The organism is Acidipropionibacterium timonense, from assembly GCF_900605005.1.
Taxonomy (GTDB): domain Bacteria; phylum Actinomycetota; class Actinomycetes; order Propionibacteriales; family Propionibacteriaceae; genus Cutibacterium; species Cutibacterium timonense.
Genome location: NZ_LR027558.1, coordinates 1,942,516 through 1,968,573, shown reverse-complemented (window position 1 = coordinate 1,968,573; position 26,058 = coordinate 1,942,516). Strand labels below are relative to the sequence as shown.

Here is a 26,058-nt window from a genome sequence, read left to right as displayed (position 1 = left end):
ACGCCCTGGAATCGCTGGCGAACTGACCGACACCGGGGCGACGGAAGGTGTGGCCACCGGCATCGACCGATGACATGATGGTCCGCGATGGTGGACTGGTCATGGGCGACGGGGCGGGGATGAGGCGCGGCCGGTGGGTGGCACCGACGGCTGCCGCCATCGTCGTGTCCATCGTCATGGCGTGCGGCTCGCTCATCGGTTGGCGCACGAGTGCCGAGGTCCGCACGAGGGCCGGGGCGGCGTGGCACGACTCCTACGACATCCTCGTCACCGCACCGAGCGCCGGACTCGGCCGGCTGGGGTCATCCGGCGGGGTCCCCGGGTTCGTCTCCCTGCGCGGTGCCCTCCTCACCGCCCCTGATGCGTGGATGGTGCAGCCGGACATCGACAGCTCCGCCCTCGACGCCGTACGCAGGATCCCGGGCGTCCAGGTGGCGGCGCCGTTCGTGTACGTCGACACCCTGAGCTCGAAGGGGGACGCCGTCGTCACGACGAGCGTCCCCGCTGGCACGTCGGCGACGACCACGACGTCGGCCACCCTCGACGACGGCCTGGCCGTCCACAGCTGGCAGGTGGGAGGCAGGATCGACGCGGCAGCGGCCGACGAGTGCGGTCCCGCCCGCGCGGTCTCTCCCTCGATCCCGCTGCTCGCCCGTGACCAGACCTGCACGGCGGGCCGGTCCGGTGGGGTCGAGCAGCTGGGCACCCGTCTCGACGTCGCACGCACCGGTGCGCTGGTCGCCGTCGACCCGGTGGCTGAACTCGCGCTGGGTGGGGCGGACGCCACCACCGTTCGATCCCTCGAGCTGCTGCGCCGGGCCGAGACGGTCTGGGGGCGTGACGAGGCGGCCACGAGGCGCCTGGAGAAGGACGCCTCGAGGACGTACCCGGTCAACGTCGATGCCCGGGCGCCCCGGTCGGGGACGGTCCCGGTGCTGCTGGCGAGCGACCAGTTGCCGAAGATCGTCACCTCGACGCGCACCGTGACCTCGGCGAAGGGCCGGACCTCCGCGACGACCTCGAGGGCGACCGTCTCGACGAAGATCGGCGAAGCCGTCGGCACACCGGCGGGAATCGTGTCCGGACCGCTCGTGGACTACTGGGGGACGGCGTCGGGGGAGGACCCGCTCACCGCCAAGATCGTGCGTCCGCTCTCACCGGCGACCTATCGGCTCGGTGGGGCGGAGGTTCCGGGGACCTCGGCGTCCCTCGCCGTCGAGGGAGTCGGTGAGACGACGACCATGCCCTACGGCCTGGAGTCCGGCTACCGCAGCTCGACGATCCGGATGGACCGGTACATCCAGATGCCGGCCTTCGAGTTCCTCGGCACCATCCATGCCCATCGTTCGGGGACCGCGGGCATGGACCCGTTCTCCGACGCGGTCGTCCGGACGGCGGACCCGGTGACGGGTCGCGCCGGTCGGCGTCTCCCGGAGGCCTTCGGGGGACGCGGGCCGACCCCGGGGATTCCCCAGGTCGTCATGGCCTACTCGGCCGTGGCGGCGATGAGCAGCGGAGTGGGCATCTCGTCGATCAGGGTCAAGGTGGCCGGAAGCGACGCCCACGACGACGCGGCTCTCGAGCGGGTGCGCGAGGTGGCGTCGCGGATCGGTGCCATGGGCCTCGACGCCACGGTCGTCGCCGGGGCGGGGACGGCCCACCTGGGCGTCCACTACCAGCCCGACAACGATGGTGAGAAGGCGATCACGGCGATCGTCCCGTTCACCGAGATGGGTGCGGTGACCCGGGTCATCGCGGGCGCCTCGACCGCCATGGGGTGGATCCTCGGTCTGGCCCTCGCCGGTGCCGTGGGGTTGGCGGTTCTCGTCGAGGTCCTCGAGATGGGGGCACGGCGTCGGCGGGCGAGGGTGCTGGCCAGCTGCGGTTGGTCGCCGTGGGGGATCTGGGCCGATCTCACGTCGAGTCGGGTGCCGGGCATCGTTCTCGTCGTCGTGGCGACGACGGTCACCCTGACGATGGCCTGGTCGGAGCACCTCGTCGCGGCGGCCCTCGCGGCTGCCGGGTTCGTCGACATCGCCCTGGGACTCGTCGTGCCGACGGTGTTGGCCCGTGGCGCGGTGCGGCCGACCTCCGCGCGGGGTCGACGCCGCCTCGCGACCCTCGGATGGGCGCACCGACGCTGGCCCGGACCGGCCGCCGTGGGGTCCGCCCTGTCGCGTGAGTCGCGGATCACCAGGGTCGCGGTGCCCGCCGGGACCACGCTGGCAGCCCTCACCGTGGCCGCCATGGTCGCCGCCTGGTCGCGGGTGAGGGATTCGTTGGGCTCCTCCGACCTGGCCCGATCGATGTCGGGGACGACGACCGCAGCCGGAGCGGGTCTCGTCCTGCTGGCCCTGGGGTGCTCGCTGTGCCTCATGGTCATGGCCGCGCTCACCGAACGTGCCGGTCGCAGGCAGCGTGCCGACCTGCTCGACTCCCTGGGATGGACGGTCGGCCTCGTCTGGCGGGCCGAAGCGGCCTCGGGAGGACGGACCCTCCTGCCCGGGCTCATCCTGTGCGCGCTGGCTGCGGCCGTCGCCCTGTGGCGGTCCGTGGCGGTGCCGGTCGTCCTGGCCGGAGTGGCGACCGCCCTTCTCATGAGCGCAGGTCACCTCGTCATGGCGGTCGTCGATGCGCGGGTCGGACGACGCTGACCGGATCGCGGCCTCGGTTCAGTCGAGGGCCAGGACCGAGTCCGCCGCCTCGATGACCGCATGGTCGTGCGAGGTGACGAGGATGGCGGTTCCCTTGGCGGCGGCGGTGCGCAGGGCGTCGATGACCCGGTCCGCACTGGCCCGATCGAGGGAGGCTGTCGGTTCGTCGACGGCGAGCGCCGCCGGCTCGGTGAGGAGGGCGCGGGCGATGACCGTGCGCTGACGCTCGCCTCCGGACGCGACGGCGGCGTCGTGGTCGGCCTGTGCGTCGAGGCCGACGTCGGCCAGCAGGGCCATCGCCCGCTCCCGGAACCGTGGTCGTTCCCGACGACCCGACGCCCCGCGGGTGAACGGCACGGCCGGCAGGAGGACGTTCTCGAGCAGGCTCAGCCCGTCCAGACAGGGGTTCGACTGGTCGACGTAGCCGAGTGCGGACCGCCGGGCGATGGCCAGGGCCGACGGGCTCATCGAGGTGATCTCGCGCCCCGACCACTCGACCGTTCCCGAGGTCGGCCGCAGCAGACCGGCGCAGCACCGCAGGAGGCTGGTCTTTCCCGACCCGGACCGGCCTGCCAGGCAGACGATCGTCCCCGAGCGCACCGTGAGGTCGAGGTCGTCGACGATGTGGAGGTCCGGCGCCTGCGGCCGCTCGAAGACGATGCCCAGCCGATGGGTCGACAGCGGCGCCGGGCAGTCAGCGGCTGCGCGGCGCGGGCGGGGGTCGGTGGACGTCGTCATGGTCGAAGGATAGGGGCCGGGTGGACGCGGGAACCTGTCGGACACGTCGTGCGTCGATCCGGGGGTGGGCCGCACCGGGTCCACGAGGTCGGCCCGAGGAGGCACCGTGCGTACTGTTCTCAACATCATCTGGTTGCTGCTCGGCGGCTTCTGGTTGGCCCTGGCCTACGTGGTCGCCGGCGTCGTCGCGTGCATCTTCATCATCACCATTCCGGCGGGCGTGGCCTCCTTCCGGATGGCGCGGTACGTGCTGTGGCCCTTCGGTTCGGCCGTCGTCGACAAGCCCGGTGCCGGGGCGGGGAGCGCTGTCATGAACGTCGTCTGGTTCCTCGTCGCGGGGTGGTGGCTGGCCCTGGCGCACCTCGCCGCCGCCCTGGCCCAGTCGATCACCATCGTCGGCCTGGCCAATGCGGTCGTCAGCCTCAAGATGATCCCGGTGTCCTGCGTCCCGTTCGGCAAGCAGATCGTCCCACGGTCCTCGCTGCGCCCGGACGCCCGGCCACTGCACTCGATCTGACCGGACGCCGGCCCGGCCGATGTGATCGGTCGGGCTGAGCGCTTTGCCCGCAACCGTTCACCCACTCGTACTAAAACGGTTTATCGTGGTCGCGCCTTCACCGTCGAAAGGACCACCATGAAACGACCACTCGCAGCCGGCGTCGCCGCCCTCGTGGGGCTCGCCGGCCTGGCCGTCCCGGCCTGGGCCGACGACAGCGTCGCCCCGGTCGGGGACAACGCGCTCGCGTCCGCCCAGCCGCGCAATGCCGGTCATCGCCTCCAGGACATCCGGACGTGGAACCCTCGGACCGATCCCTTCGCGCGTGAGCTGCGGGCACAGGTGCCGCTGCAGAAGCGCATCGCCCATGACCCGACCACCCAGGCCAGGCCGGATCTCGACGGGAAGGCCGAGGTCATGCTCATGCAGGGGGACTACGGGAACTCGTTCTTCGGGAACTTCCGCTCGAACACCGGGTTCGCCAACAATGCCCTCAACTTCTGGCAGTACGCCGACTACTGGAGCCCTTGGCACGGAGCGGCCACGGCTCGCACCCCGCAGTCCCTCTACGATCCGGCCACGAGCGACTGGCGGACCCGCAACTTCGAGTTCGGCATCGTCGACATCCCGAACCCGGCCTACACCAACGCCGCCCACCGCAACGGCGTCAAGTCCATCGCGACGATCTACTTCGACCCGGCGTTCCGTCCCGGGCTCACCTTCAAGGAGGCGTTCGACAAGGACCCGACGTCCGACGGCTACATCATCGCCGAGAAGCTCGTCGACATGGCCAGGTACTTCGGCTTCGACGGATTCTTCCTCAATGAGGAGGAGGGCAGCCTCCAGGACGCCCGGTTCAAGCCATTCATGAGCTACCTCACCTCCAAGGGGCTCTACACCCAGTGGTACACGAACTCCTCGGGCACGTGGTCCTCCTCCAAGGCCGGCCTGCTCGACCACGGCAGGATCATGAACTCGGTCTTCCTCAACTACAACTGGCCGGGGTCCCAGGACCGGTCCGTCGAGGCCGCCAAGGCCGACGGGTACGACCCGCACCAGTCGCTCTTCTTCGGTGTCGAGGCCAATCAGGCGGGGTTCAGTGGCAAGCACCCCACCGCCACCGGACTGCCCAGGCTCTACGCCTCGGCCCAGAACCACAGCCCCAAGGCCTCCGTCGCCCTCTTCACGCCCAGCGACATGTACCAGCGAGGGCTGGCCGACGCCATCAAGCCCGAGGGTGCGAGCAAGGACGTCCCCGTCTTCCAGCAGGATCCGTACCAGTGGATGGTCTCCGAGCGTGAGCGGATGTACTTCTCGGGAGTGACGTCGAATCCCCTCGACACCGGGTCCCATCCGGGTCATGCCCGACCGGAGGTCGGGGTGGCCGACTCCTCGTCCTGGGTCGGCGTCGCCGACTTCACGCCGGCGCGATCGGTCATCGGCGGCAGCCGGTTCCACACCGACTTCAACACCGGGCACGGCATGCAGTGGTTCTCCGGCGGACGGGTGTCGAACGCGAGCTCGTGGACCGACATGGACTCCCAGTCGATCCTGCCGAGCTGGCAGTGGTGGATCGACACCGAGGGTTCACGACCGTCGGTCGACTTCGACTACGGCCCCGCCGAGAGCCGCAAGGACGTCCACGGCGCACCGGTCACCCTGCCCTACGCGCAGGTCGGGGCCTGGCAGGGCGGGTCCTCCCTCGTCGTGCACGGGTCGATGAGCAAGCCGACGACGCTGCGACTCTTCAAGAGCCGGTTGGCGGTGACGGCGAGGACCACCATGCCCATCACCTTCCGCAAGAGCTCGGACGACCACGCCGTCATGAAGGCCGCCCTCGTCTTCGCCGATGATCCCGGCCACGTGGTGACCGTCGACGTCCCCGACAGCCGGGCCAAGGGTGACTGGCACACCTCGACCCTCGACCTGGGCCGCTTCGCCGGCCGCACCATCTCGACGATCGGCCTGAGCTTCGATGCCGCCACCGACTACCAGATGAACATCGGGTCCCTCTCGGTGCGCGACGGGTCCGCGGCGCCGTCGGCGCCCGGGTCGGTCCACCTCGACAAGGTCTACGACGACGGGCAGGCGGTCCTGTCGTGGAAGACCGCTCCGTTCTCCGAGGTCGCCGGCTACGTCGTCGAGTCGACCGGACCCAGCGGCCGGAAGGTCCATCTGGCCTCCGGGTACACGGATCTGGCCTACATCAAGGCGGTGCCCGACACGACCGGCAAGGTCACCTTCGCGGTGCGTGCCGTCGGCCATGACGGGCAGCTGTCGGCGCCCACCACGGTGAGCTACGACTACTCGGCCCAGCCGCGGAAGATCAAGGTCGCCGAGGCGCCGACGGCGTCCAAGCTGCTGTCCGACGCCGCTCGACCCGGGGTCCTCGACGTCACCTGGGACGCCAAGGGGTCGGCCGGGGCGACCTGTCGCGTCGACGTCCGTCTGGTCGAGGTGGCCGAAGGCGTCATCGACGACCAGCCGTACGGCCTCGAGGTGCCCTGCTCCAAGGGGGCCGCGCACGTCCCGGTCCCGGTGAGGGAGGGGTACTCCTACGACCTCACGGTCTCGGCCGGGAAGAGTCAGGGGCTGAGCCACCGCGGACGCACCCACGACTCGTTCGCCGCGCCGGTCACCCTCGACGACATCGTCGTGGAGAAGGACCGGTCGGGCTTCCACATGAGGAACCTCACCTCGCCGGACTGGTACGGACTGACGATCGCCTGGGAGGGGGCCGACGGCTCCTCGACCAAGATCACGAGCATCCGCCGGGGCGGGTCGGTGCGAGGCGGATGGGGAGCCGACCCGACGACCGATGACCCGACGGCCTTCCACGCCTTCCCGTCGGCGGACGGAACCCTCGTCATGACGGTCTCGGACTACGCCGGCAACTCGACCACCCAGCGCTTCGCGGTCAAGGACAACGACCTGGTGTCCGTGACCACCAAGCCGGCCTTCACCGTCACCGGGAAGGCCGTCCAGAGGATCACCGCGGGGCAGGCGCTCGAGCCGGTGACGGTGTCGGTCGCCGGCGGCGCCCCGCTGACCTGGCGGATCCGTGGTGAGTTGCCCGACGGCCTCCAGTGGCGCAACGGGCTCGACGGCGACGGGTTGACGACCCTTCGCGGCACCCTGTCCGGGACGCCGGCGTCGACCGGGACCCACAAGGTCGTCCTCGAGGCGACCGATCTGTTCGGCAACACGGCGACCCAGGAGATCGCCATCGAGGTGACGGCGGCGCCGACTCCGACGCCCACGCCGGGCCCGACGATGACCCCGACCCCTACCCCGGGGTCGAGCGCCACGCCGACGGTCACCCCGACCGGGGCGGCGACGCCGTCCACCTCGGCCCCCGCTGACCTCCCGTCGATTGCACCCTCGACCCCGCGGTCCAGCGCCTCCGCCCCGGAGGGAATGCGTCCGCCCAGGCTGCCGCACACCGGTTGCTGACGAGCGACGACCCATGGCCGGGGGCCGGACACCGCGGTGTCCGGCCCCCGGCCATTGACCCCAAGGGCCGCGACGAGGCCCGATTCGACCCGGGGGAGTCGGGCGTGTACAGTGCTCCTGTTGCCCTCGAGCAAACGGGAGTCGGCCGCCGCGGCCGCTCCGACTGTCCGACACGTCGATGTCGTGATGCGGTGGCCGGTCCCCGGCGTCTGCGCACGACGCCGTCGAGGAGGAGCTGCCCGGGAGCCCATTGCGTTCACGCGCCCAGCGCGTGCTCCGATGCACTGCCCGAACCGCCCGGTCCGGGTGTCCAGGTCCCCGCGAGGGGACACGACTTTCGAGAAGGTACCTGTGACCACCTACAGCCCCAAGCCCGGCGAGGTGACGCGGAACTGGTACGTCATCGACGCGCAGGACGTCGTCCTGGGTCGTCTGGCCACCACCGCCGCCACCCTGCTGCGTGGCAAGCACAAGCCGCAGTACGCCCCGCACATCGACACCGGCGACTTCGTCATCGTCATCAATGCGTCGAAGATCCACGTCACCGGCGACAAGGCGCACAAGTCGCTGCGTCATGACCACTCCGGCCGTCCGGGCGGTCTGCGCACGATCTCCATCGGCGACCTGCTCGCCAAGGACCCGCGTCGCGCCGTGGAGCGTGCCGTGTGGGGCATGATGCCCAAGAACAAGCTCTCGCGTCAGCAGCTCGGCAAGCTCAAGGTCTACGCCGGCCCGGAGCACCCGCACGCTGCCCAGAAGCCGCAGCCCTACGCGATCACCCAGATCGCCCAGTGATCGCAGAAGGATTGGGAACAGTGACTGACACCGTCAACGAGAACCTCGAGACCGAGGTCCAGCCGTTCATCGAGGGCGACCGTGAGATCGCCTACCGCACCGACTCCAACCCGGCCGTCGCCGCCGGCGAGTCGGAGCGTCCCGCCGTCGTCGCCCCCGGTCAGGCCACCGGCCGCCGCAAGGAGGCCATCGCCCGCGTCCGCCTCGTCCCGGGCAGCGGTGAGTGGAAGATCAATGGTCGGACCCTCGAGGACTACTTCCCCAACAAGGTCCACCAGCAGATCGTCTCCGAGCCCTTCGGCACCGCCGGTGTCGAGGGTGCCTACGACGTCATCGCCCGCATCGAGGGTGGCGGCGTGACGGGTCAGGCCGGTGCGCTGCGTCTGGGCATCGCCCGGGCCCTCAACGCCATCGACGCCGAGGCCTCCCGCAAGGCCCTCAAGAAGGCCGGGATGCTCACCCGCGACGCCCGCGTCAAGGAGCGCAAGAAGGCCGGTCTCAAGAAGGCCCGCAAGGCTCCGCAGTACTCGAAGCGTTGATCCGAACCTTCTCGCATCCAGTGGGGCGGCCCTTCGGGGTCGCCCCCTGTGTGTTCGGGGCCCAGTGTGTTCCGGGGCCCAGTGTGTTCGGGGGCCCTGTGCGTTCCGGGAGGGGTGTCGGTCCGGGCCCCGTGGCGGGTCGGTGGGATCTCGACGCCCATCCCTGACGCGAATGACTGCAATGTGGCGCAGAACACCCGACGACGATGTCGAACCCCACGATGGGAGGCTCCGGTGACACATTGCGGTCAGCCGGAGCCGGAAGTGGTCGGCCGACCCGAAGAGCACCACTCGCTCACCGGTGATGAGCGGACCGGTAGAGTGGTCGCCCGTGGCACGACTTTTCGGAACTGATGGTGTGCGCGGTGTGGCCAACCAGGACCTCACCGCCGAACTGGCCCTCGACCTGTCGGTCGCGGCGGCCCACGTCCTGGGCGAGGCGGGAGCCTTCGGGCATCGCCAGCCGACGGCCCTCGTGGCCCGCGATCCCCGCGCCTCGGGGGAGTTCCTCGAGGCCGCGGTCTGCGCCGGTCTGGCCAGCGCCGGGGTCGACGTCATCCGGGTCGGGGTCATCCCCACCCCGGCTGCCGCCTATCTCGTCAACGAGTTCCGCACCGACCTCGGTGTCATGCTGTCGGCCTCCCACAACCCCATGCCCGACAACGGCATCAAGTTCTTCCAGCGCGGCGGCGTCAAGCTCGCCGACGATCTCGAGGACGCCATCGAGCAGCGGATGGGTGAGCCCTGGCAGCGTCCCACAGGTGAGAAGGTCGGACGCATCCAGTACTCCGCCGATGCCGTGAAGACCTACATCGACCACCTGGTGCGCTCGCTGCGCCAGGAGCAGGCCCTCAAGGGGCTCACGATCGTTCTCGACACCGCCAACGGCGCCTCCTTCCACACCGCCCCGACGGCGTTCCGTGCCCAGGGCGCCGAGGTCATCGCCATCCATGACGAACCCAACGGCATCAACATCAACGACGGCGCCGGCTCCACCCACCCGGAGAAGCTCCAAGCCGCGGTCCTCGCCAACCATGCCGACCTCGGTTTCGCCTTCGACGGTGACGCCGACCGGTGCCTGGCCGTCGACCACGAGGGCAACCTCGTCGACGGCGACCAGATCCTCGCGATCCTGGCCCTGGCCCTCCAGGAGGACCATCGACTCGCCTCGAACACCGTCGTCGCGACGATCATGAGCAACCTCGGCCTCACCCTGGCGATGCGTGAGCACGAGATCCACGTCGACCAGACCAAGGTCGGGGACCGCTACGTCCTCGAGTCGATGAACGCCAACGGGTTCTCCCTCGGCGGCGAGCAGTCGGGCCACGTCATCATGAGCGAGTTCGCCACCACCGGCGACGGCGTCCTCACCGGGCTGCACGTGGCCGCGCGCGTCGCTCGCACCGGCAAGTCGCTCCAGGAGCTCGCCTCGGTCATGACCCGCCTGCCGCAGGCCCTCATCAACGTCCGCGGGGTCGACAAGCTGCGCGCCGGCATGGACCCCGAGGTCAACAAGGCGGTCGCCGACGCGAACCAGACCCTCGGCGACACCGGCCGCGTCGTGCTGCGTCCGTCGGGCACCGAGCCGCTGGTCCGCGTCATGGTCGAGGCCGCCACCCAGGACGAGGCCGACTCCATCTGCCAGCGTCTGGCCGGGATCGTCAAGGACCGGCTGGCCATCTGATGGCCCTCTTCTCCCGATCGCGCCCCGACGACGCCCTGCCCATGCTCGACGTCGCCGGGGCGCGGCGTCTGCGCGAGCTCGTCGAGCAGACCCTCGCGGCCCTCGGGGTCGACGCCACCGTCGGGGCGCAGATCGCCTCCACCCCGCTGGGTGACCTCGACCTGGCCAGCGCCGCCACCCAGGTGTCCGACCTGGCCAGACGGGACTGGCCTCACGTCGTCGACGAGGTCGTCACCCGCCAGGTGAGGTCGCTGCTCGACGGGGCGACCCTCATCACCGACGCCTCCATGGCCGAGCACGGGGTGGTGCGCATCCTGCCGCCGACCGAGCGCGCCGGACGGTCGTTCCGCCATGCCCGTCCCCTCTCACTCGCCGGTGACCTGCCGGCCGGGGAGGTGGACGGGCAGGAGGTCACGGTCGTCGTCCTGGCCTTCGACGGGGACGAGGGGCTCGGTCTGCTCAACGACGCCGCGGTCGCTGATCTCGACCTCGAGGCCGCGTGGTCGTCGGGTCTGGCGGGGCTGCGTCGAGACCTGGCGGCCACGGGCGTCTCGACGACCCTCACCGATGGCGTCGTCGAGGTGACCTCCCCGTCTTGGCTCACCGCGTCGTGGCTGCTCCTCGGGCCGGAGGCCGTCGCCCAGCTGGCTCCGGAGCTGGCCGGAGCGCCCGTCGTCGTGGCCGCGCCCGACCACCTGCACGTCGTGCTCGGGCCCGCCGACCGGGCCGAGGCGGTGTCGCGTCTGGCGGGGGACCACCCGGTGCTGCCGGCGACGCCCTGCCCCTGAGCCTCGGACCGTTCAGATCTTGCGGATCCACACGTTGCGGACCTCGTGGTCGGGGCCCTTGTGCAGGATCGCCGTCGCCCGCCCCCGGGTCGGCAGGATGTTCTGGGTGAGGTTGGGCGCGTTGATCCGTCGCCAGATCGACTTGGCGACCTCGGCGGCCTCGTCGTCGGGAAGCCTGGCGTAGTCGCCGAAGAAGGACCGCGGGTTGGTGAACGCCGTCTGACGCAGGGCCAGGAACCGTGAGATGTACCAGCGCATGATGTCGGCCTCGTCGGCGTCGATGTACACCGAGAAGTCGAAGAAGTCGCTCAGGGCCAGACCCATCGTCCCGTTGTGTCGCAGTCGTGGCGGTTGCAGGACGTTGAGCCCCTCGATGATGAGGATGTCCGGGTGCCGCACGACCCGACGTTCACCGGGGACGATGTCGTACTCGACGTGGGAGTACACCGGGGCGCTCACCTCGGGTTCACCGGACTTGACGTCGACGACGAACTGCAGGAGAGCCTTGCGGTCGTACGACTCGGGGAATCCCTTGCGGTCGAGGATGCCGCGCTCCTCGAGCACGGCGTTGGGGTGGAGGAACCCGTCGGTGGTGACGAGGTCGACCTGGGGACGCCGGGGCGATCGGGCCAGCAGTTCCTTGAGCAGACGCGCCACGGTCGACTTGCCGACGGCCACCGAGCCGGCGATCCCGATGACGAAGGGGGTGCGGCGCATCTGATGCTGCTGCAGCCCCAGGAACGAGTTCGACGCGTCGAAGAGCGCCCCCGTGTGCATGCAGTGCAGGTGGATGAGCTGGGTCAGCGGCCGGTACACTTCGTCGACGTCGACCTGGTCGGTCGGGTCACCGAGGCCCCGGATGCGGTCGAGGGTGGCGTCGTCGATGTCGATGTCCGTGCTGTCGGCCAGGTCGGCCCAGGTCTGACGGCTGAGCTCGATGAACGGACCCGGCTCGGTGTTGTCGTCGTCGACCGGGTGGGACGGGGTCAGGATCATGCGTGGAGGCACCTCGATGTACAGGCTCGGACTGGCCCGACTCTAGCGGAGGGGGCCGCTGTCGGTGGGGTCGGAGGTTCATTGGATGTATCCCGGCACGTAGACGCAGGTCACCTTCGTGGCCCTGTCCGGCAGCAGCGCGTTGAGGACGACCTGGAAGGCGACCGGGTCGTACGTGAACCCGAAGTGGTCGGTGTGATCCTTGGCGCACACGCTCTGCATGGTGATGTTGGTCACCCCGTCCTCGTGGATGAAGGCGTTGGTGTAGGGCGTGACGACGTCGTCGTACCTGGTGCTGATGACGGTGTAGCGGACGCCGGCGGCGGTCATCCCGCCGTCGTTGAGCTCACCGAGGAACGAGGAACCGGCGAGTTGCTGGGGCAGTGACTCGTAGTTGTGCTTGTCGGCGTAGTCCTGGAGGGCTGTGACGCTCAGGCTGCCCGGCCGGTCGAGGCCGATGAGCGTCGCCAGACCGTAGACCGTCGTGCCCTTGTTGGACGGGACGAGTCCGATGAGGTGATTGACCGCACGGTCTCCGCCGTACCACTTGATGTAGGCCCTCGGCAGCGGGCCACCGCCTTGCGAGTGGCCGACGAGGTCGACCCGGTCCGACCCGGTGGCGGTGCGGACCTTGTCGACGAAGTGGGCGAGGAATGCCGCGGTGGAACGGATGTCGCCGGTCGTGGCGGCCCATTCGCGGTCGGGGGAGGTCATGATGTTGTAGTTGAAGGTGAACACGCACAGGCCGGCATCGTGGAGCATCGGCGCGTAGTAGGACCACGTGGCGAAGGCATCCTCACCGGTTCCGGGCACGAGCACGACCGGTCGGGTCCCCGGGGTGGGACGGCAGGTGAAGTCGTTGGCGCCTCTCGGGTTCGCCCCGGGGTGCTGGTGGGAGTACGACGAGGCGATGGGCCAGGTCCGGTACATGGGTCCCGTCCCGTTCGAGGGCACCCCGTCGGGGCTGTGTGGGGCGGCCACGCCTCCCGGGGCGTCGGGGGAGATGGTCGCGGCGGACGCGGTCGCGGTGCTGACCGCCAGGGGGATGATCGTCGCGGTCGCCGTGACGGCGGCCAGGAGTGCTCTGCGGATTCTGGTCGATCTCATCGGTGAGTCTCCTCTGTCGGTGCCCCGCTTCGGTGTGGGGCGCGTGTCTCGATGCCATCACTTAACCGACCGGTCAGCCAAGGGCGTTCCGGGTATTTGAGCGAACGTCCATGAGTCGTGGTCCTGGTGGTGAAGTTCGTGCAACCGATCGGTGATCGCTGGACAGGACGGGTGTCACCGGGTTAGGGAGTGGCCGGTGTCGACGGACCGCCACGCCTGGCCGGCGCGTGTTTGGACGAAACGCTCACCCGTCCTGTACGTTTCTTGCCATGTGCGGAATTGTGGGTTATGTGGGCCAGCGTCAGGCTGAGGACGTCATCATCGAGGGACTGCGACGCCTCGAGTACCGCGGGTACGACTCAGCAGGACTGGCCGTCGTCGCCGACGGCGGTCTTCACTGGGCCAAGAAGGCCGGCAAGCTCACCAACCTCGAGGCCGAACTGGAGGCCAACCCGCTGCCGGCGTCCCGGCAGGGCATCGGTCACACCCGATGGGCCACCCACGGCGCCCCGACCGACGAGAACGCCCATCCCCACGTGTCGGCCGACGGTTCGGTCGCCGTCGTCCACAACGGCATCATCGAGAACTTCGCCGCCCTTCGCGCCGAGCTCAAGGACGAGGGGGTCGAGTTCCGCTCCGACACCGACACCGAGGTCGCGGCACACCTGCTGGCCCGTGAGCTGGCCGGAGGCAGCACCCTCCAGCAGGCCATGGGGGCCGTCGCCTCCCGTCTCGAGGGGGCGTTCACCCTCGTCGCGGTGACCCCGAACGAGCTCGACACCGTCGTCGCCGCCCGGCGCAACTCGCCCCTGGTCGTCGGCGTCGGACAGGGGGAGAACTTCCTGGCCTCGGACGTTGCCGCCTTCATCGAGCACACCCGGGACGCCCTCGAGCTCGGCCAGGACCAGGTCGTCACCATCACCCCTGATGCGGTGACCGTCACCGACTTCGCCGGGAATCCGTCCGAGGCCCACCCGTACCACGTCGACTGGGACCTGTCGGCCGCTGAGAAGCAGGGCCACGACTGGTTCATGCGCAAGGAGATCTTCGAGCAGCCCCGGGCCGTGGCCGACACCCTGCTCGGGCGCTGGTCCGATCGTGGTGAGCTCGTGCTCGACGAGGTCCGCATCTCGCCCGAGGACCTGCGCCGGATCAACAAGATCGTCATCGTCGCCTGCGGGTCGTCCTTCTACGCCGGCATGGTCGCCAAGTACGCCATCGAGCACTGGACCCGGGTGGCCTGCGAGGTCGAGCTGGCGAGCGAGTTCCGCTACCGCGACCCCATCATCGACCCCATGACCCTCGTCGTCACGATCTCCCAGTCCGGCGAGACCGCCGACACCCTCATGGCCATCCGGCACGCCCGCGAGCAGGGGGCCAAGGTCATCGCCATCTGCAACACCAATGGCGCCACCATCCCGCGCGAGTCCGACGCCGTCATCTACACCCACGCCGGTCCCGAGATCGGCGTGGCCTCGACCAAGGGCTTCCTCACCCAGGTCGTCGCCTGCTACCTCCTGGGCCTCTATCTGGCCCAGGTGCGCGGCATGAAGTACGGCGACGAGATCCGCGCCATCATGACCGAGCTCGAGGCCATGCCCGACGCCATCCAGTCGGTCCTCGACGGGATCGAGCCGGTGTACCAGCTGGCCCGCACCATGGCCGTGCACGAGCAGGCGGTGTTCTTCCTCGGCCGCCACGTCGGGTACCCGGTGGCCCTCGAGGGCGCGCTCAAGCTCAAGGAGATCGCCTACATGCACGCCGAGGGGTTCGCCGCCGGCGAGCTCAAGCACGGCCCCATCGCGGTCATCGAGGAGGGTACCCCGGTCTTCGTCATCGTCCCGCCGCAGGGCCGCGACCAGCTGCACGACAAGGTCGTGAGCAACATCCAGGAGATCCGGGCGCGAGGTGCCCGAACCATCGTCCTGGCCGAGCAGGGGGACGAGTCGGTGCGTCCCTTCGCCGACACGCTCTTCGCCCTGCCGCGCTGCTCCACCCTGCTGCAGCCGCTCGTCGCGACGGTCCCGCTGCAGGCCTTCGCCCTGGAGCTGGCCACTGCCCTGGGCCACGACGTCGACCAGCCCCGCAATCTGGCGAAGTCCGTCACGGTCGAGTGAGGACGGTGTCAGGATTTCCCCGCCAGCTCGCAGATGTTCCCCTCCAGGGGAAGAAACCCCCGCTCACGGTGGATTCCTGACATCGGTCGCGGAGCCCGTCGTCGGCGGTGCCCGCCCTCGCTACGCTGACCCCATGATCATCGGTGTCGGCGTCGACCTGTGCCAGGTGTCGCGCTGGGAGGAGGCGCTGCGGCGCCGTCCGGGCTTGGCCGGGCGGGTCCTCGTCGGCTCCGAGCTCGACCTGCCGCCGGCCTCCCAGGCCGCTCGCTTCGCCGCCAAGGAGGCCCTCGTCAAGGCGCTGGGAGGGCCGGATGGCCTGCGGTGGCGTGAGGTCGAGGTCATCGGCGAGGCCGGTGGGGCGCCCCGGTTCCGGTTCCGCGGCGTGAGTGCGCAGACCCTCGACGACCGAGGCGTGGACCGGGTGCACCTGTCCTTGAGTCATGACGCCGGTGTCGCCATCGCCGTGGTCATCTGCGAGGCGACATGATCACGGTGTGCACCGCGGCCCAGATGCGCGCCGCCGAGGAGCGATACGTCGCCGGTCACCCCGGCGTCGACCTCATGCAGGTGGCCGCCGGCCACGTCGCCGACCTGGCCAGGACCATGATCGCGGGCAAGGCAGGAGTTGCGCCCGGCACGCGGATGTCCGGGAGCCGTGTCCTCGTCCTCGTCGGCCCCGGCAACAACGGCGGGGACGGCCTCTTCGCCGCCGCCGACCTCGGGCGCTCGGGAGCACAGGTCGACCTGTGCCAGGTCATCGGCTCCGCGCACCCGGCCGGACTGGCCGCCGCGACCTCCGCCGGCTGCCGCCGGGTGAGCCTCGACGAGGTCGCCGCCGCCGACCATGACCTCGTCATCGACGCCGTGCTGGGCATCGGAGGTCGCCCCGGGATCCCTGACCGTCTGGCCCACCTCGGCCGGGACCTTCGTCGACGCGGCATCCCGGTGCTCTCCGTCGACCTCCCCTCGGGTCTCGACGCCGATTCGGGAGAGGTGACGACGGCGGTGCCCGCCACCGAGACGATGACCTTCGCCAGTCGTAAGTGGTGCCATGTCGTCGAGCCGGCGTCCCTCCTGTGTGGTCGGGTGCACGTCGTCGACATCGGCGTCGAGCAGCCGGGGGAGCCGATGGCCACCGTCGACGACCTGGCCCGGTGGTGGCCGGCGCCCGGTCCACGGGACGACAAGTACTCCCGCGGGGTCGTCGGCCTCGACACCGGCTCGTCGACCTACCCCGGGGCGGCGGTGCTCGGCGTGCTCGGTGCGCTGCGTGCCGGGGCAGGCATGGTCCGTTTCGCCGGCCCGCAGCGGGCCGCCGACCTCGTCCTGTCACGCATGCCTTCGGTCGTCGTCGGCCGGGGACGGGTGCAGGCCTGGGTGGTCGGGTCGGGGTGGGGGCCTGACGCCGATCCGGACCGACTGCGACGGCGGGTCGACGAGGGGGTTCCCGTGGTCGTCGATGCCGATGCCCTGCGGCTCCTGTCGACCGGCCGGATGCGGCTGCCCGCCGGGTCCTTGCTCACTCCCCATGCCGGGGAGCTCGCCCGGCTGCTCGACCTCTCCCGCGAGGAGGTGTCGGTACGGCCTCGTGAGTCCGCCCTCACGGCCGCGGCTCGATGGGGTGCGACCGTCCTGCTCAAGGGGTCGGTGCAGTGGGTCGCCGGACCCGACGGGCAGGTCGACGTCGCCCTGCCCGGCCCGGCGTGGACCGCCCAGGCAGGGTCGGGGGACGTGCTCGCCGGAATCTGCGGGTCCCTTCTGGCTGCCGGCTTGAGCGCCCGACGGGCCGCGCTGGCGGGTGCGAGCATCCAGGCCCTCACGGCGGACCGGTGGCGCGGGCCGATCTCCCCGGACGCCCTGGCCGACCACCTGCCGCAGGTCATCGGCGACCTCACGACGCCCGCCCGCCGGGTCTGACCTCAGGCGATCTCGCGCAGGTCGGCGTCACTCCACAGGGCATGCCTGGCGTGCGGGGTACGCCCGCCGACCCGGATGGCGTCCTCGTAGTGGCCGACGAGCTCGGAGCACAGGTGCTCCCACGTGCGTTCCTCGATCGACGCCCGCGCGGCCAGGCCCATGGCCCGACGCTTGTAGGCGTCGCCGACGAGGTCGACGACGTGGCGTCGGAACTCGGTGAGGTTGCCCGGCTCGTACAACCACCCGGTGCGCGAGGGGTCGACGAGGTCGATGGGTCCGCCACGGCGTGGGCTGATGACCGGGACCGCACAGGCCTTGGCCTCCTGGATGGCCTGGCAGAAGGTCTCGAGCTCGCCGGTCGAGCAGAAGACGTCCATCGACGCCACCGCCTGGGGCAGGGCCTCGCCGCCGAGCCCGCCGGTGAAGACGGCATCGGGCATGAGCCGTTCGAGTTCCTCGCGGTCGGGTCCATGGCCGACGATGACGAGCTTGACCCCGGGGATGTCGGCGAGCACCGCCATGTCCTGGACTCGCTTCTCGGCGGCCAGACGCCCCATGTAGCCGACGACGACCTCGCCATGGGGAGCCCAGCGATCATGGAGCTCCTGGGACCGCTTCGACGGGTCGAACCGCACCTTGTCGACGCCGCGCCCCCAGATGCCGACCCGAGGGACGCCGTGGACGACGAGCTGGTCGCGGGAGAAGGTCGAGGGGGCGTAGGTCGCCACCGAGAGGGAGTGGATCTGACGCACCCGGTACCAGCCGTAGGCCTCGAGCTTGCCCAGGCCGTACCGAGCGGCGTACGAGGGGATGTCGGTCTGGTAGATGGCGACCGACGGCACACCGAGCGCGGCGGCGGCCAGGGCTCCCTTGTAGCCGATCATGAACGGGGCGGCGAGGTGGACGACGTCGGGCTGGAACTCACTGAGGTAGCGCTCCATCGTCCACTGCGGGGTCGTCGAGACGCGCACGTCGGTGTAGCCCGGGAAGGCGAGGGAGGCGAGCGGGATGACGGGGAATCCCTCGTACTCCTTGGGGGTGTCGGCGTCGCCCGGGGCCATGACCATCGCCTCATGGCCATGGGCCCGCAGGTGCTCGAGAACCCTGAGCACCGAGTTCGTCACCCCGTTGACCTGGGGCAGGAAGGACTCGGTGATGATCGCTACGCGCACATCTCGATGGTATCCGGCGACGGTGACGGGATCCTGTGCGACATCTTTCGCCTGGATGAACACGCGGTGACGGCGTCGGCTTTCTCGTTTGGTGCTTGTCCGGGGTCGGAGTAGAGTGAGGACGTTGGCTCTGGCCCCGCACGGGGCCCATGATGCGTTCAGTTGCTCGATGCGCCCGGATTCCCGGGGCGTCTGGGCGGGATGCCGGACGGCGATCCCGACCCCCGTGGCACGTCACTGCCAGTGGCGTACGACCAGCAGCTCTTCGCCCCGCCATCGAGACAAGCAACCCATCCAGGACGATCGATTCCAGTCCGATCGACGCAGTGAACCTGCGTCCGGCCGCGTCGTGCACGCGGTCGTGTCCGTGTGCCGTGAGGACCATGACATGCCCAACAATTCAGCTTCCCGTCGCCCCAAGTCGTTCAAGGCGGACGGATCACCGAAGAAGCGATGGAGCGCTGCGGAACGCGCTGCTCGTGGACACAAGCCGCGCACCCGTGGCGGGGCGGGGCGTCCCCGTCGGGACGACGCTCGATCAACTCGTCGGGACGACGCTCGATCAACTCGTCGGGACGACGCTCGATCAACCCGTCGGGACGACGCCGGATACTTCCGCGACGATGCCCGGGGGACCCGACGCGACGACTTCCGTGAGGCCCGCGCAGGCCGTGGTGACCGCACCCGTCGTGGTGACGTCGACGTGCGCCCGCACCGTGGCGAGTCCGACTCGCGCGGCCGCACCTTCGAGTCCTGGCAGCCGCGCGGCGGGCGGGACGAGGGGCGCGAGGACCGCCGGTCGCGGGGTCGGGAGGGCGACCGTCGTGGTCGATGGAACGACGACCGAGGTCGCGACTCCTGGAACGGCGATCGACGATGGAGTGACGACCGCCGTCAGGACGACCGTCGCCGTGGCCCCCGTCGTCGGGACGACGACCGCCGGTTCGACCGCCGGTTCGACCGTCGGGACGACGACCCCCGGGACGACCGACGTGAGGACGACGGTTTCGACCGGTCCGGGCGTGCGCGTCGTGAGGACCGTCATGAACGGTCCGACCGTTTCGACCGGTCCGGTCGCCGGGACGGGTTCGCCCGCGACGACCGTCGCCCCGGTTCGACCCGCGACGACCGTCGCTCCGGTTCCACCCGAGGCGAGTTCCGCTCGGGACGCGGTGACCGCTTCGACCACGCCGGACACGACGAGAACCCCGACGTCATGGAGTGGACGGCCGAGGAGCTGACCGACCTCGACACCTCCGCCGTCGACCACACCCAGGGGTTCTCCACCCTCGGCGTGCCCGACCCCATCGTGGCCGCCCTGGCCGCCACCGGGATCACCTCCCCGTTCCGCATCCAGGTCGCCGCCATCCCCGACGCCATCGCCGGCCGTGACGTCCTGGGACGCGCCTCCACCGGATCGGGCAAGACCCTGGCCTTCGGGGTCCCCGTCCTGGCGCGCCTGTCGGCCGCGCAGCGTCCTGACCGCCGCCCCCGTGCGCTCATCCTCTCGCCGACCCGCGAGCTGGCCATGCAGATCGCCGACGTCGTCTCGCCCCTGGCCTCGTCCATGCGCCTCTCGACGATCCTCATCGCCGGTGGCATGAGCTACGGCCCACAGACCAAGGCCTTCAAGAAGGGCGTCGACATCGTCGTGGCCACTCCCGGGCGTCTCGTCGACCTCCTCGAGACCGGCGACGCCGACCTGTCCGGGATCGAGATCACCGTTCTCGACGAGGCCGACCACATGGCCGACCTCGGCTTCATGCCGGCCGTCGGCGCCATCCTCGACGCCGTCCCCGGCGAGTGCCAGAAGATGCTCTTCTCGGCGACCCTGGACGACGCCGTCAACAACCTCGTGACGACCTACCTCCACGACCCGGTGACCCACGAGATCGACCCGGAGCGCGGATCGGTCGCGACGATGACCCATCACGCCTTCCAGATCCGCCCGCACGAGAAGGTCCCGCTCATGTGCGAGATCTCCAACCGGGGCGGGCACACCATCGTCTTCGCCCGCACCCAGCGCGGCGCCTCGCGGATGGCCGAGCAGCTGCGTGAGGCCGGGGTCATGGCCGGAGCCCTGCACGGAGGACTCACCCAGGGTGCTCGCGCCCGCACCCTCGCGGCCTTCAAGGAGGGCTCCCTGCCCGTCCTCGTCGCCACCGACGTCGCGGCCCGCGGTATCGACGTCGACGACGTCACCCTGGTGCTCCAGATGGACCCGCCGATGAACTCGAAGGACTACCTGCACCGGGCCGGACGCACCGCCCGCGCCGGCCAGGACGGGGCCGTCATCAGCCTGGTCCTGCCGCACCAGCGCCGTACCATGGCCAGGCTGTACCGCTCGGCCGGGGTGCACCCGGTCGAGGCCCAGGTCGTCCTCGGTGACGAGCACGTGGCCGAGGTCGCCGCGTGCACCCCGTGCCTCGGGGCCCCCATCGCCCAGGAGGAGTACGACGCCCTCGTCGCCCCCCGTCCCCAGAAGGGGCGGTCCCAGAAGTCCCGTTCCCACCAGTCCCGCCAGGGACGCGGGTCCCACGGTGGCCGAGGCCATGGCGAGTGGGGCCACGGCGGGTACGGCCGTGGCGGCCGGGGTCACGGTGAGCACGGCCGACGCGGTGACCGGCTGCGCAAGGACGAGGCCCGACGCGACCGTGAGTCGCGTTACGGTCGTTCCGGCAACGACACCTGGGGCGACTGAGACCCTGCCGTGAATTCCCCCGTTCGGGTCCGTCCGGGCCCGGCGGTCTGAACCACGGTGGGCCGAGGGCACGGTCCGGGTGCACGTCGGTGCATTCGGACCCTGCACGACGACATGACAGCCCTAGGATGGACCCTCGTGGGCAACACAGAGCTGAGTAGTGAGCGGACGCGAACGCTCGACCCGGAGCAGATCACGGTGCGACTCGCCGAGCCGCCCGACGCCGCCGTGCTCGCGGAGGCGTTGAGCGGGCAGCTGCGCGAGACCCGCACGGCGCAGAGCTCCGGCGACCGGATGCTCGAGGCCTTCACCCGGTGGATCGACGAGGACCTGTGCCTGGTCGCCGAGACCGACGCCCCGACCGCCGCCGCCCAGGGCCACCGACCGGTCGGCGTCCTGCAACTGGACCAGCGGGGCGAGGTCGGCGAGGTGCGGTCCGTCATCGTCGCCCCGGGACACGATCATGAGCCGATCGACATCCGGATGCTCACCGCTGCCGTCCAGGTCGCGACCGACCTGGGTTGCCGTGACCTCGTCGTCCGTGGCTGGGCGGCCCATCCGTCGACTCGGTCCCGGATGCACGCACTGCTCGTCCAGCACGGCTACCGCGCCGACGGACCCGACCTCGTGCGCACCCTGCCCGTCCGCGTCGAGGTGCCGACGACCGAGGCCATGTGGGCCCTGGGACGTGCCCTCGTCGACGACCTGCGTGCCGGCGACGTCATCGTCGCGTCGGGCGATCTGGGCGCCGGGAAGACGACCTTGGCCCAGGGAATCGGCGAGGCCCTGGGAGTCCGCGAACCCGTCATCTCCCCGACCTTCGTCCTCGTGCGACGCCATGCCGGCGTCGACGGGCGCCCCGGTCTCGTCCACGTCGACGCCTACCGCCTCGGCTCCCTGGCCGAGCTCGTCGACCTCGACCTCGACGAGACGATGGACAGCTGCGTCACCCTCGTCGAGTGGGGCGCCGGGATCGCCGAGGACCTCGAGAGGTCCTACCTGGCCGTCGACATCGTCCGCTCCGAGGACCCCGCCGACGACACCCGCACCGTCTATCTCGATCCGGTCGGACCACGGTGGGAGGGCGTCGACCTGACGCACCTCGTCGACGCCGTGGCCTCCGTACCGGCCGCGACCACCGACAAGGAGCAGTGATGACCGAAACCGTCGACTCCCTCACCCTGGGCATCGACACCTCGAGTGCCGTGTGCGTGGGCCTGGCGCGCGGTGGGCAGGTGCTCGCGCAGCGGCGGGTCGACGATCCGCGCGCCCACGCCGAGCAGCTCATGCCGCTCGTCGAGCAGGTGTGCGCCGAGGCGGGGGTGGCCCTCACCGATGTCGACGAGATCGCCGTCGGGGTCGGCCCCGGCCCCTACACCGGGCTGCGGGTCGGCGTGGTCACCGGACGCGTGCTGGCCCACCTGGGCGGCTCCACGCCGCACCCGGTGTGCTCCCTCGACGTCCTGGCCGCCCAGTGGGTGTCTGGTGACAACGCGCCCACCGGCGAGTTCGTCGTCTGCTCCGACGCCCGCCGCCACGAGCTGTACTGGGCTCGTTACGACCAGCGTGGGCAGCGACTCGACGGGCCCCACGTCACCTCTCCCCAGGGGCTTCCGGGGGGACTGCCGGTCGGTGGACCCGGCTGCGCAGCCCGCGACCTGACGCCGGCCGCCGGATCCCCGGAACACCTCGACGCGGGCCTGTTGGCCGCCCGCTGGCACGAGCTGCCCGACGTCGGCCTGGAGCCGCTCTACCTGCGCGACCCCGACGCCACCGTCCCCACGACCCGCAAGGCGACCCTCGCCCCGGCGCGCATCCGCCTGCCGCGCCGATGAGCGTGCGCACCGCCCGGCCCGAGGACCTCGAGGCCGTCATGGACCTCGAGGACTCGTGCTTCGGGGCGGGGGAGCGGTGGTCGCGCCGCTCCTGGGCCGACGACCTGGCCGCCGGGGACCGTCACGTCCTCGTCATCGAGGAGGACGAGGGTGACGAGCGGGCCGCCGGTCGCCCGGCGGGCGCCGCCACCTTCCATCTCGTCGTCGACCTGTGCGATCTTGACCGGATCATGGTGCGGCCCGACCGTCGCGGTCGGGGGCTGGGCGGCGAGCTGTTGGCCCGGGGGCTCGACTGGGCTCGTACCCACGGTGCCGACCGCGTCCTGTTGGAGGTCCGTGAGGACAACCCGTCCGCCCGCCACCTCTACGAATCCGCCGGGTTCACCGTCTGGTCCCGGCGCGCCGGATACTACGGGGCCGGGGTCGACGCCCTCGTCATGGGCCTCGACCTCACCACCACACCCTCGGAGGAGAACCATGTCTGAACCGCTCATCCTGGGCATCGAGTCGTCCTGCGACGAGACCGGGGTCGGCATCGTCCGGGGCAACGAGCTGCTCGCCAACGAGGTCGCCTCCTCGATGGAACAGCACGTGCGCTTCGGCGGGGTCGTGCCGGAGGTCGCCTCCAGGGCCCATCTGGAGGCCATGGTCCCGGTGCTCGAGGCGGCCTGCGCCACGGCCGACGTCGACCTGGCGCAGCTCGACGGCATCGCCGTCACCGCCGGTCCAGGACTCATGGGTGCCCTCGTCATCGGCCTGTCGGCGGCCAAGGCCCTGTCCCGCTACCTCGGCAAGCCGCTCTACGGCGTCAACCACCTGGCCGGGCACGTCGCGGTCGACCTGCTCGAGCACGGCGACCTGCCCATGCCGTGCGGCGCCCTGCTCGTATCGGGCGGACACACCTCGCTGCTCAAGGTGACCTCGATCGCCACCGGCATCACCGAGGTCGGGTCGACCATCGACGACGCCGCCGGGGAGGCCTATGACAAGGTCGCCCGATTGCTCGGGCTGCCCTACCCGGGTGGGCCGGTCATCGACCGCGCCGCAGCCCAGGGCGACCCGACGGCGGTCCACTTCCCGCGTGGACTCACCGCCCGCCACGACCTGGCCCGACACCGCTTCGACTTCTCCTTCTCCGGCCTCAAGACGGCGGTCTCCCGCTGGGTCGAGACCGAGCAGGCCGCCGGCCGTCCGGTGCCGGTCGACGACGTCGCGGCGTCCTTCCAGGAGGCCGTGGCCGACGTCCTCACCGCCAAGGCGGTCGACCTGTGCCGTGAGTACGGACTCGAGCACTTCCTCATCGGCGGCGGGGTCGCGGCCAACTCCCGGCTGCGGACCCTGCTGGCCGAACGGATGGAGGCCGCCGGCGTGGAGCTGCGTCGCCCGCGGCCGGGACTGTGCACCGACAACGGGGCCATGATCGCGGCCCTCGGCGTCCAGGGCGTCAAGGCCGGGCTGCCGCCGTCCAGCCTCGACATCTCCGCCGACTCCGGCCTGCCGGTGAGCCGGGTCCTCGTCTGAGACTCCGGCAGCGGCCCGCGGACGCGTGCCGGGCGTCCGCGGTCGGCGACGTGCCGCGGTCCGACAGGGCGGGTCGGTCGGCCGTTACTGACGGGCGGACCTGTCGGCGGTCGGTGGCAGAGTGTGACGTGGACGCCCGAGTCACTCGGCACGTCCACGTCCGTTGCCCGACCCGACCCAGGAGACCGACCTCATGAGTGAATCCCTCGCCCTCGACGCGTCCTTCAGCGCCGACCGTGCCGACGCCTTCCGCGCCGACCCGACCTCGCGCATCGTCCAGAACGCCGTCACCGGTACCGACGCCGACACCGTCAGCCTCGACCGCGACGTCCTCAACGGCATCGACGAGACGACCTCGGAGCGGCTCGATGCCTGGAAGGTCGCCAACCAGAAGCACTCGGGTCGATGCTGGGAGTTCGCCGGGCTCAACGTCCTGCGCGCCAAGGTCATGAAGCAGCTCTCGCTCGAGGACTTCGAGTTCTCCCAGAACTACATCGCCTTCTTCGACAAGATCGAGAAGGTCAACCACATCCTGGCCAGGGCCATCGCCACCGCCGATCGTCCCCTCGAGGACGAGCAGGTGCGCAACCTCCTCGAGGACGGGGTGGGTGACGGCGGCTACTGGATCCAGTTCGTCGACATCGTCGTCAAGTACGGTCTGGTGCCGCAGTGGGCCATGCCCGACACCGAGTCGGCCGGCAACACCGACCAGATGAACCGCGCCCTCGACACCATCGTCCGGCGCACCATCGGGCTGCTGCGGGCCGCGGCCACCGACTCCGACCCGGCCGAGGCGTCGCGACGCACCGAGGAGGTCCGACGCCAGGGGCTCGAGGACGCCTGGCGGGTGCTGGCCATCCACCTGGGCACTCCGCCGCAGCGGTTCACCTGGCAGTACCGCGACAAGGACAAGAACTTCCACCGAGTCGGCGAATTCACCCCGCTCGAGTTCGCCTCCCAGGTCGTCACGGAGAACCTGCGCGAGTACGTCTCGGTCGTCGACGATCCGCGCGCCGAGCACCCGGTCGGCCACGGCTACGTCCTCGAGCACACCCCGTGGATGGAGGGCGGGACGCCGTACTCCTTCGTCACCGCCAGGGTCGACGAGATCAAGTCTCTGGCCATCGAGTCGATCAGGGCCGGGGAGCCGGTGTGGTTCTCCTGCGACGTCAAGAAGCAGTTCGACCGCAAGCTCGGGGTGTGGGACGTCAAGCTCCACGACTACGACAGCCTCTACGGCGTCGACCTGGGCATCTCCAAGGCGGACCGGATGCGGCTGCACCACAGCGGTCCGACCCATGCCATGACCTTCGTCGGGGTCGACCTCGTCGACGGCAGGCCGGTGCGCTGGAGGGTCGAGAACTCCTGGGGTGACGAGGTCGGCACCAAGGGCTTCTTCACCATGAACGACTCGTGGTTCGACGAGTACGTCTTCGAGGTCATCGTGCCGAAGTCGCGGCTGACGGCGGACCAGCAGGCCGCGCTCGACGGGGAACTCACGGTCATCCCCGAGTGGGACGTCCTGTGACGGCTACCCGGTAGGAG

General features: G+C 70.6%; 20 protein-coding genes. 16 read left to right on the top strand and 4 right to left on the bottom strand.

The genetic code is table 11. From position 1 onward, the window contains the following. The first annotated feature begins 74 nt into the window (after nucleotides 1–74). Nucleotides 75–2,654 (top strand): hypothetical protein, encoded by a 2,580-nt coding sequence (locus E0E30_RS09290; protein ID WP_130866029.1) that lies wholly within the window; start codon nucleotides 75–77, stop codon nucleotides 2,652–2,654. Between the two features lie 18 nt (nucleotides 2,655–2,672). Here E0E30_RS09290 and E0E30_RS09285 read toward each other — a convergent pair whose 3' ends face one another. Further along, a complete protein-coding gene (locus tag E0E30_RS09285; protein WP_167853923.1) occupies nucleotides 2,673–3,392 on the bottom strand; it encodes an ABC transporter ATP-binding protein in 720 nt (239 codons plus the stop codon). A gap of 106 nt (nucleotides 3,393–3,498) precedes the next feature. Between E0E30_RS09285 and E0E30_RS09280 the strand changes: the two genes are divergently transcribed. The 6 genes from E0E30_RS09280 (at nucleotide 3,499) to E0E30_RS09255 (ending at nucleotide 11,147) form a co-directional block, all read left to right on the top strand. Next, nucleotides 3,499–3,909 (top strand): YccF domain-containing protein, encoded by a 411-nt coding sequence (locus tag E0E30_RS09280; protein WP_130866027.1) that lies wholly within the window; start codon nucleotides 3,499–3,501, stop codon nucleotides 3,907–3,909. 117 nt (nucleotides 3,910–4,026) lie between these two features. Next, nucleotides 4,027–7,341 carry an endo-beta-N-acetylglucosaminidase gene (locus tag E0E30_RS09275; protein ID WP_130866026.1) on the top strand — a complete coding sequence of 1,105 codons (3,315 nt, stop codon included), beginning with the start codon at nucleotides 4,027–4,029 and terminating at the stop codon, nucleotides 7,339–7,341. Nucleotides 7,342–7,692: 351 nt separating this feature from the next. Next, nucleotides 7,693–8,136 carry a 50S ribosomal protein L13 gene (gene rplM / locus E0E30_RS09270; RefSeq protein ID WP_130866025.1) on the top strand — a complete coding sequence of 148 codons (444 nt, stop codon included), beginning with the start codon at nucleotides 7,693–7,695 and terminating at the stop codon, nucleotides 8,134–8,136. Between the two features lie 20 nt (nucleotides 8,137–8,156). After that, nucleotides 8,157–8,675, top strand: a complete 519-nt coding sequence (gene rpsI / locus E0E30_RS09265) for a 30S ribosomal protein S9 (protein WP_130866024.1) — start codon at nucleotides 8,157–8,159, stop codon at nucleotides 8,673–8,675. A gap of 331 nt (nucleotides 8,676–9,006) precedes the next feature. After that, entirely contained in the window at nucleotides 9,007–10,359 is a 1,353-nt protein-coding gene (gene glmM / locus E0E30_RS09260) for a phosphoglucosamine mutase (protein ID WP_130866023.1), read from the top strand. Next, nucleotides 10,359–11,147 carry a hypothetical protein gene (locus E0E30_RS09255; RefSeq protein WP_130866022.1) on the top strand — a complete coding sequence of 263 codons (789 nt, stop codon included), beginning with the start codon at nucleotides 10,359–10,361 and terminating at the stop codon, nucleotides 11,145–11,147. The genes glmM and E0E30_RS09255 overlap by 1 nt, the downstream gene beginning before the upstream one ends. Before the next feature lie 12 nt (nucleotides 11,148–11,159). On the opposite strand, the gene coaA is transcribed toward E0E30_RS09255, so the two are convergent. Both coaA and E0E30_RS09245 read right to left on the bottom strand, forming a co-directional pair. Beyond that, the gene (gene coaA / locus E0E30_RS09250) at nucleotides 11,160–12,143 is read right to left on the bottom strand and encodes a type I pantothenate kinase (RefSeq protein WP_130866021.1); all 984 of its coding nucleotides are present in this window, start codon (nucleotides 12,141–12,143) and stop codon (nucleotides 11,160–11,162) included. Nucleotides 12,144–12,221: 78 nt separating this feature from the next. Next, nucleotides 12,222–13,250, bottom strand: a complete 1,029-nt coding sequence (locus E0E30_RS09245) for an esterase/lipase family protein (protein WP_130866020.1) — start codon at nucleotides 13,248–13,250, stop codon at nucleotides 12,222–12,224. Nucleotides 13,251–13,519: 269 nt separating this feature from the next. Between E0E30_RS09245 and glmS the strand changes: the two genes are divergently transcribed. From glmS to E0E30_RS09230, 3 genes are all read left to right on the top strand, one after another. Continuing rightward, nucleotides 13,520–15,367 (top strand): glutamine--fructose-6-phosphate transaminase (isomerizing), encoded by a 1,848-nt coding sequence (glmS, locus tag E0E30_RS09240; protein ID WP_130866019.1) that lies wholly within the window; start codon nucleotides 13,520–13,522, stop codon nucleotides 15,365–15,367. A gap of 133 nt (nucleotides 15,368–15,500) precedes the next feature. After that, nucleotides 15,501–15,854, top strand: coding sequence for a holo-ACP synthase (locus E0E30_RS09235; protein WP_130866018.1), 354 nt, complete (start codon nucleotides 15,501–15,503; stop codon nucleotides 15,852–15,854). Continuing rightward, nucleotides 15,851–17,284, top strand: coding sequence for an NAD(P)H-hydrate epimerase (locus E0E30_RS09230; RefSeq protein WP_130866017.1), 1,434 nt, complete (start codon nucleotides 15,851–15,853; stop codon nucleotides 17,282–17,284). Before E0E30_RS09235 ends, E0E30_RS09230 begins: the two co-directional genes overlap by 4 nt. Nucleotides 17,285–17,286: 2 nt before the next feature. On the opposite strand, the gene E0E30_RS09225 is transcribed toward E0E30_RS09230, so the two are convergent. Beyond that, complete coding sequence (locus E0E30_RS09225) at nucleotides 17,287–18,456, bottom strand: glycosyltransferase family 4 protein (protein WP_130866016.1); 1,170 nt, start codon at nucleotides 18,454–18,456, stop codon at nucleotides 17,287–17,289. 1,216 nt (nucleotides 18,457–19,672) lie between these two features. Here E0E30_RS09225 and E0E30_RS09215 point away from each other — a divergent pair. The 6 genes from E0E30_RS09215 (at nucleotide 19,673) to E0E30_RS09190 (ending at nucleotide 26,041) form a co-directional block, all read left to right on the top strand. Beyond that, complete coding sequence (locus E0E30_RS09215; RefSeq protein WP_130866835.1) at nucleotides 19,673–21,157, top strand: DEAD/DEAH box helicase; 1,485 nt, start codon at nucleotides 19,673–19,675, stop codon at nucleotides 21,155–21,157. Nucleotides 21,158–21,295: 138 nt separating this feature from the next. After that, nucleotides 21,296–22,312, top strand: a complete 1,017-nt coding sequence (gene tsaE / locus E0E30_RS09210) for a tRNA (adenosine(37)-N6)-threonylcarbamoyltransferase complex ATPase subunit type 1 TsaE (RefSeq protein WP_342588116.1) — start codon at nucleotides 21,296–21,298, stop codon at nucleotides 22,310–22,312. Next, a complete protein-coding gene (gene tsaB, locus E0E30_RS09205) occupies nucleotides 22,312–22,992 on the top strand; it encodes a tRNA (adenosine(37)-N6)-threonylcarbamoyltransferase complex dimerization subunit type 1 TsaB (RefSeq protein ID WP_130866015.1) in 681 nt (226 codons plus the stop codon). The genes tsaE and tsaB overlap by 1 nt, the downstream gene beginning before the upstream one ends. After that, nucleotides 22,989–23,477: a GNAT family N-acetyltransferase gene (locus E0E30_RS09200; protein ID WP_130866014.1), complete on the top strand. Its 489-nt coding sequence runs from the start codon at nucleotides 22,989–22,991 to the stop codon at nucleotides 23,475–23,477. Before tsaB ends, E0E30_RS09200 begins: the two co-directional genes overlap by 4 nt. Continuing rightward, nucleotides 23,470–24,513, top strand: a complete 1,044-nt coding sequence (gene tsaD / locus E0E30_RS09195; protein WP_130866013.1) for a tRNA (adenosine(37)-N6)-threonylcarbamoyltransferase complex transferase subunit TsaD — start codon at nucleotides 23,470–23,472, stop codon at nucleotides 24,511–24,513. The genes E0E30_RS09200 and tsaD overlap by 8 nt, the downstream gene beginning before the upstream one ends. Nucleotides 24,514–24,706: 193 nt before the next feature. Beyond that, complete coding sequence (locus tag E0E30_RS09190) at nucleotides 24,707–26,041, top strand: C1 family peptidase (RefSeq protein ID WP_130866012.1); 1,335 nt, start codon at nucleotides 24,707–24,709, stop codon at nucleotides 26,039–26,041. Nucleotides 26,042–26,058 lie beyond the last annotated feature (17 nt).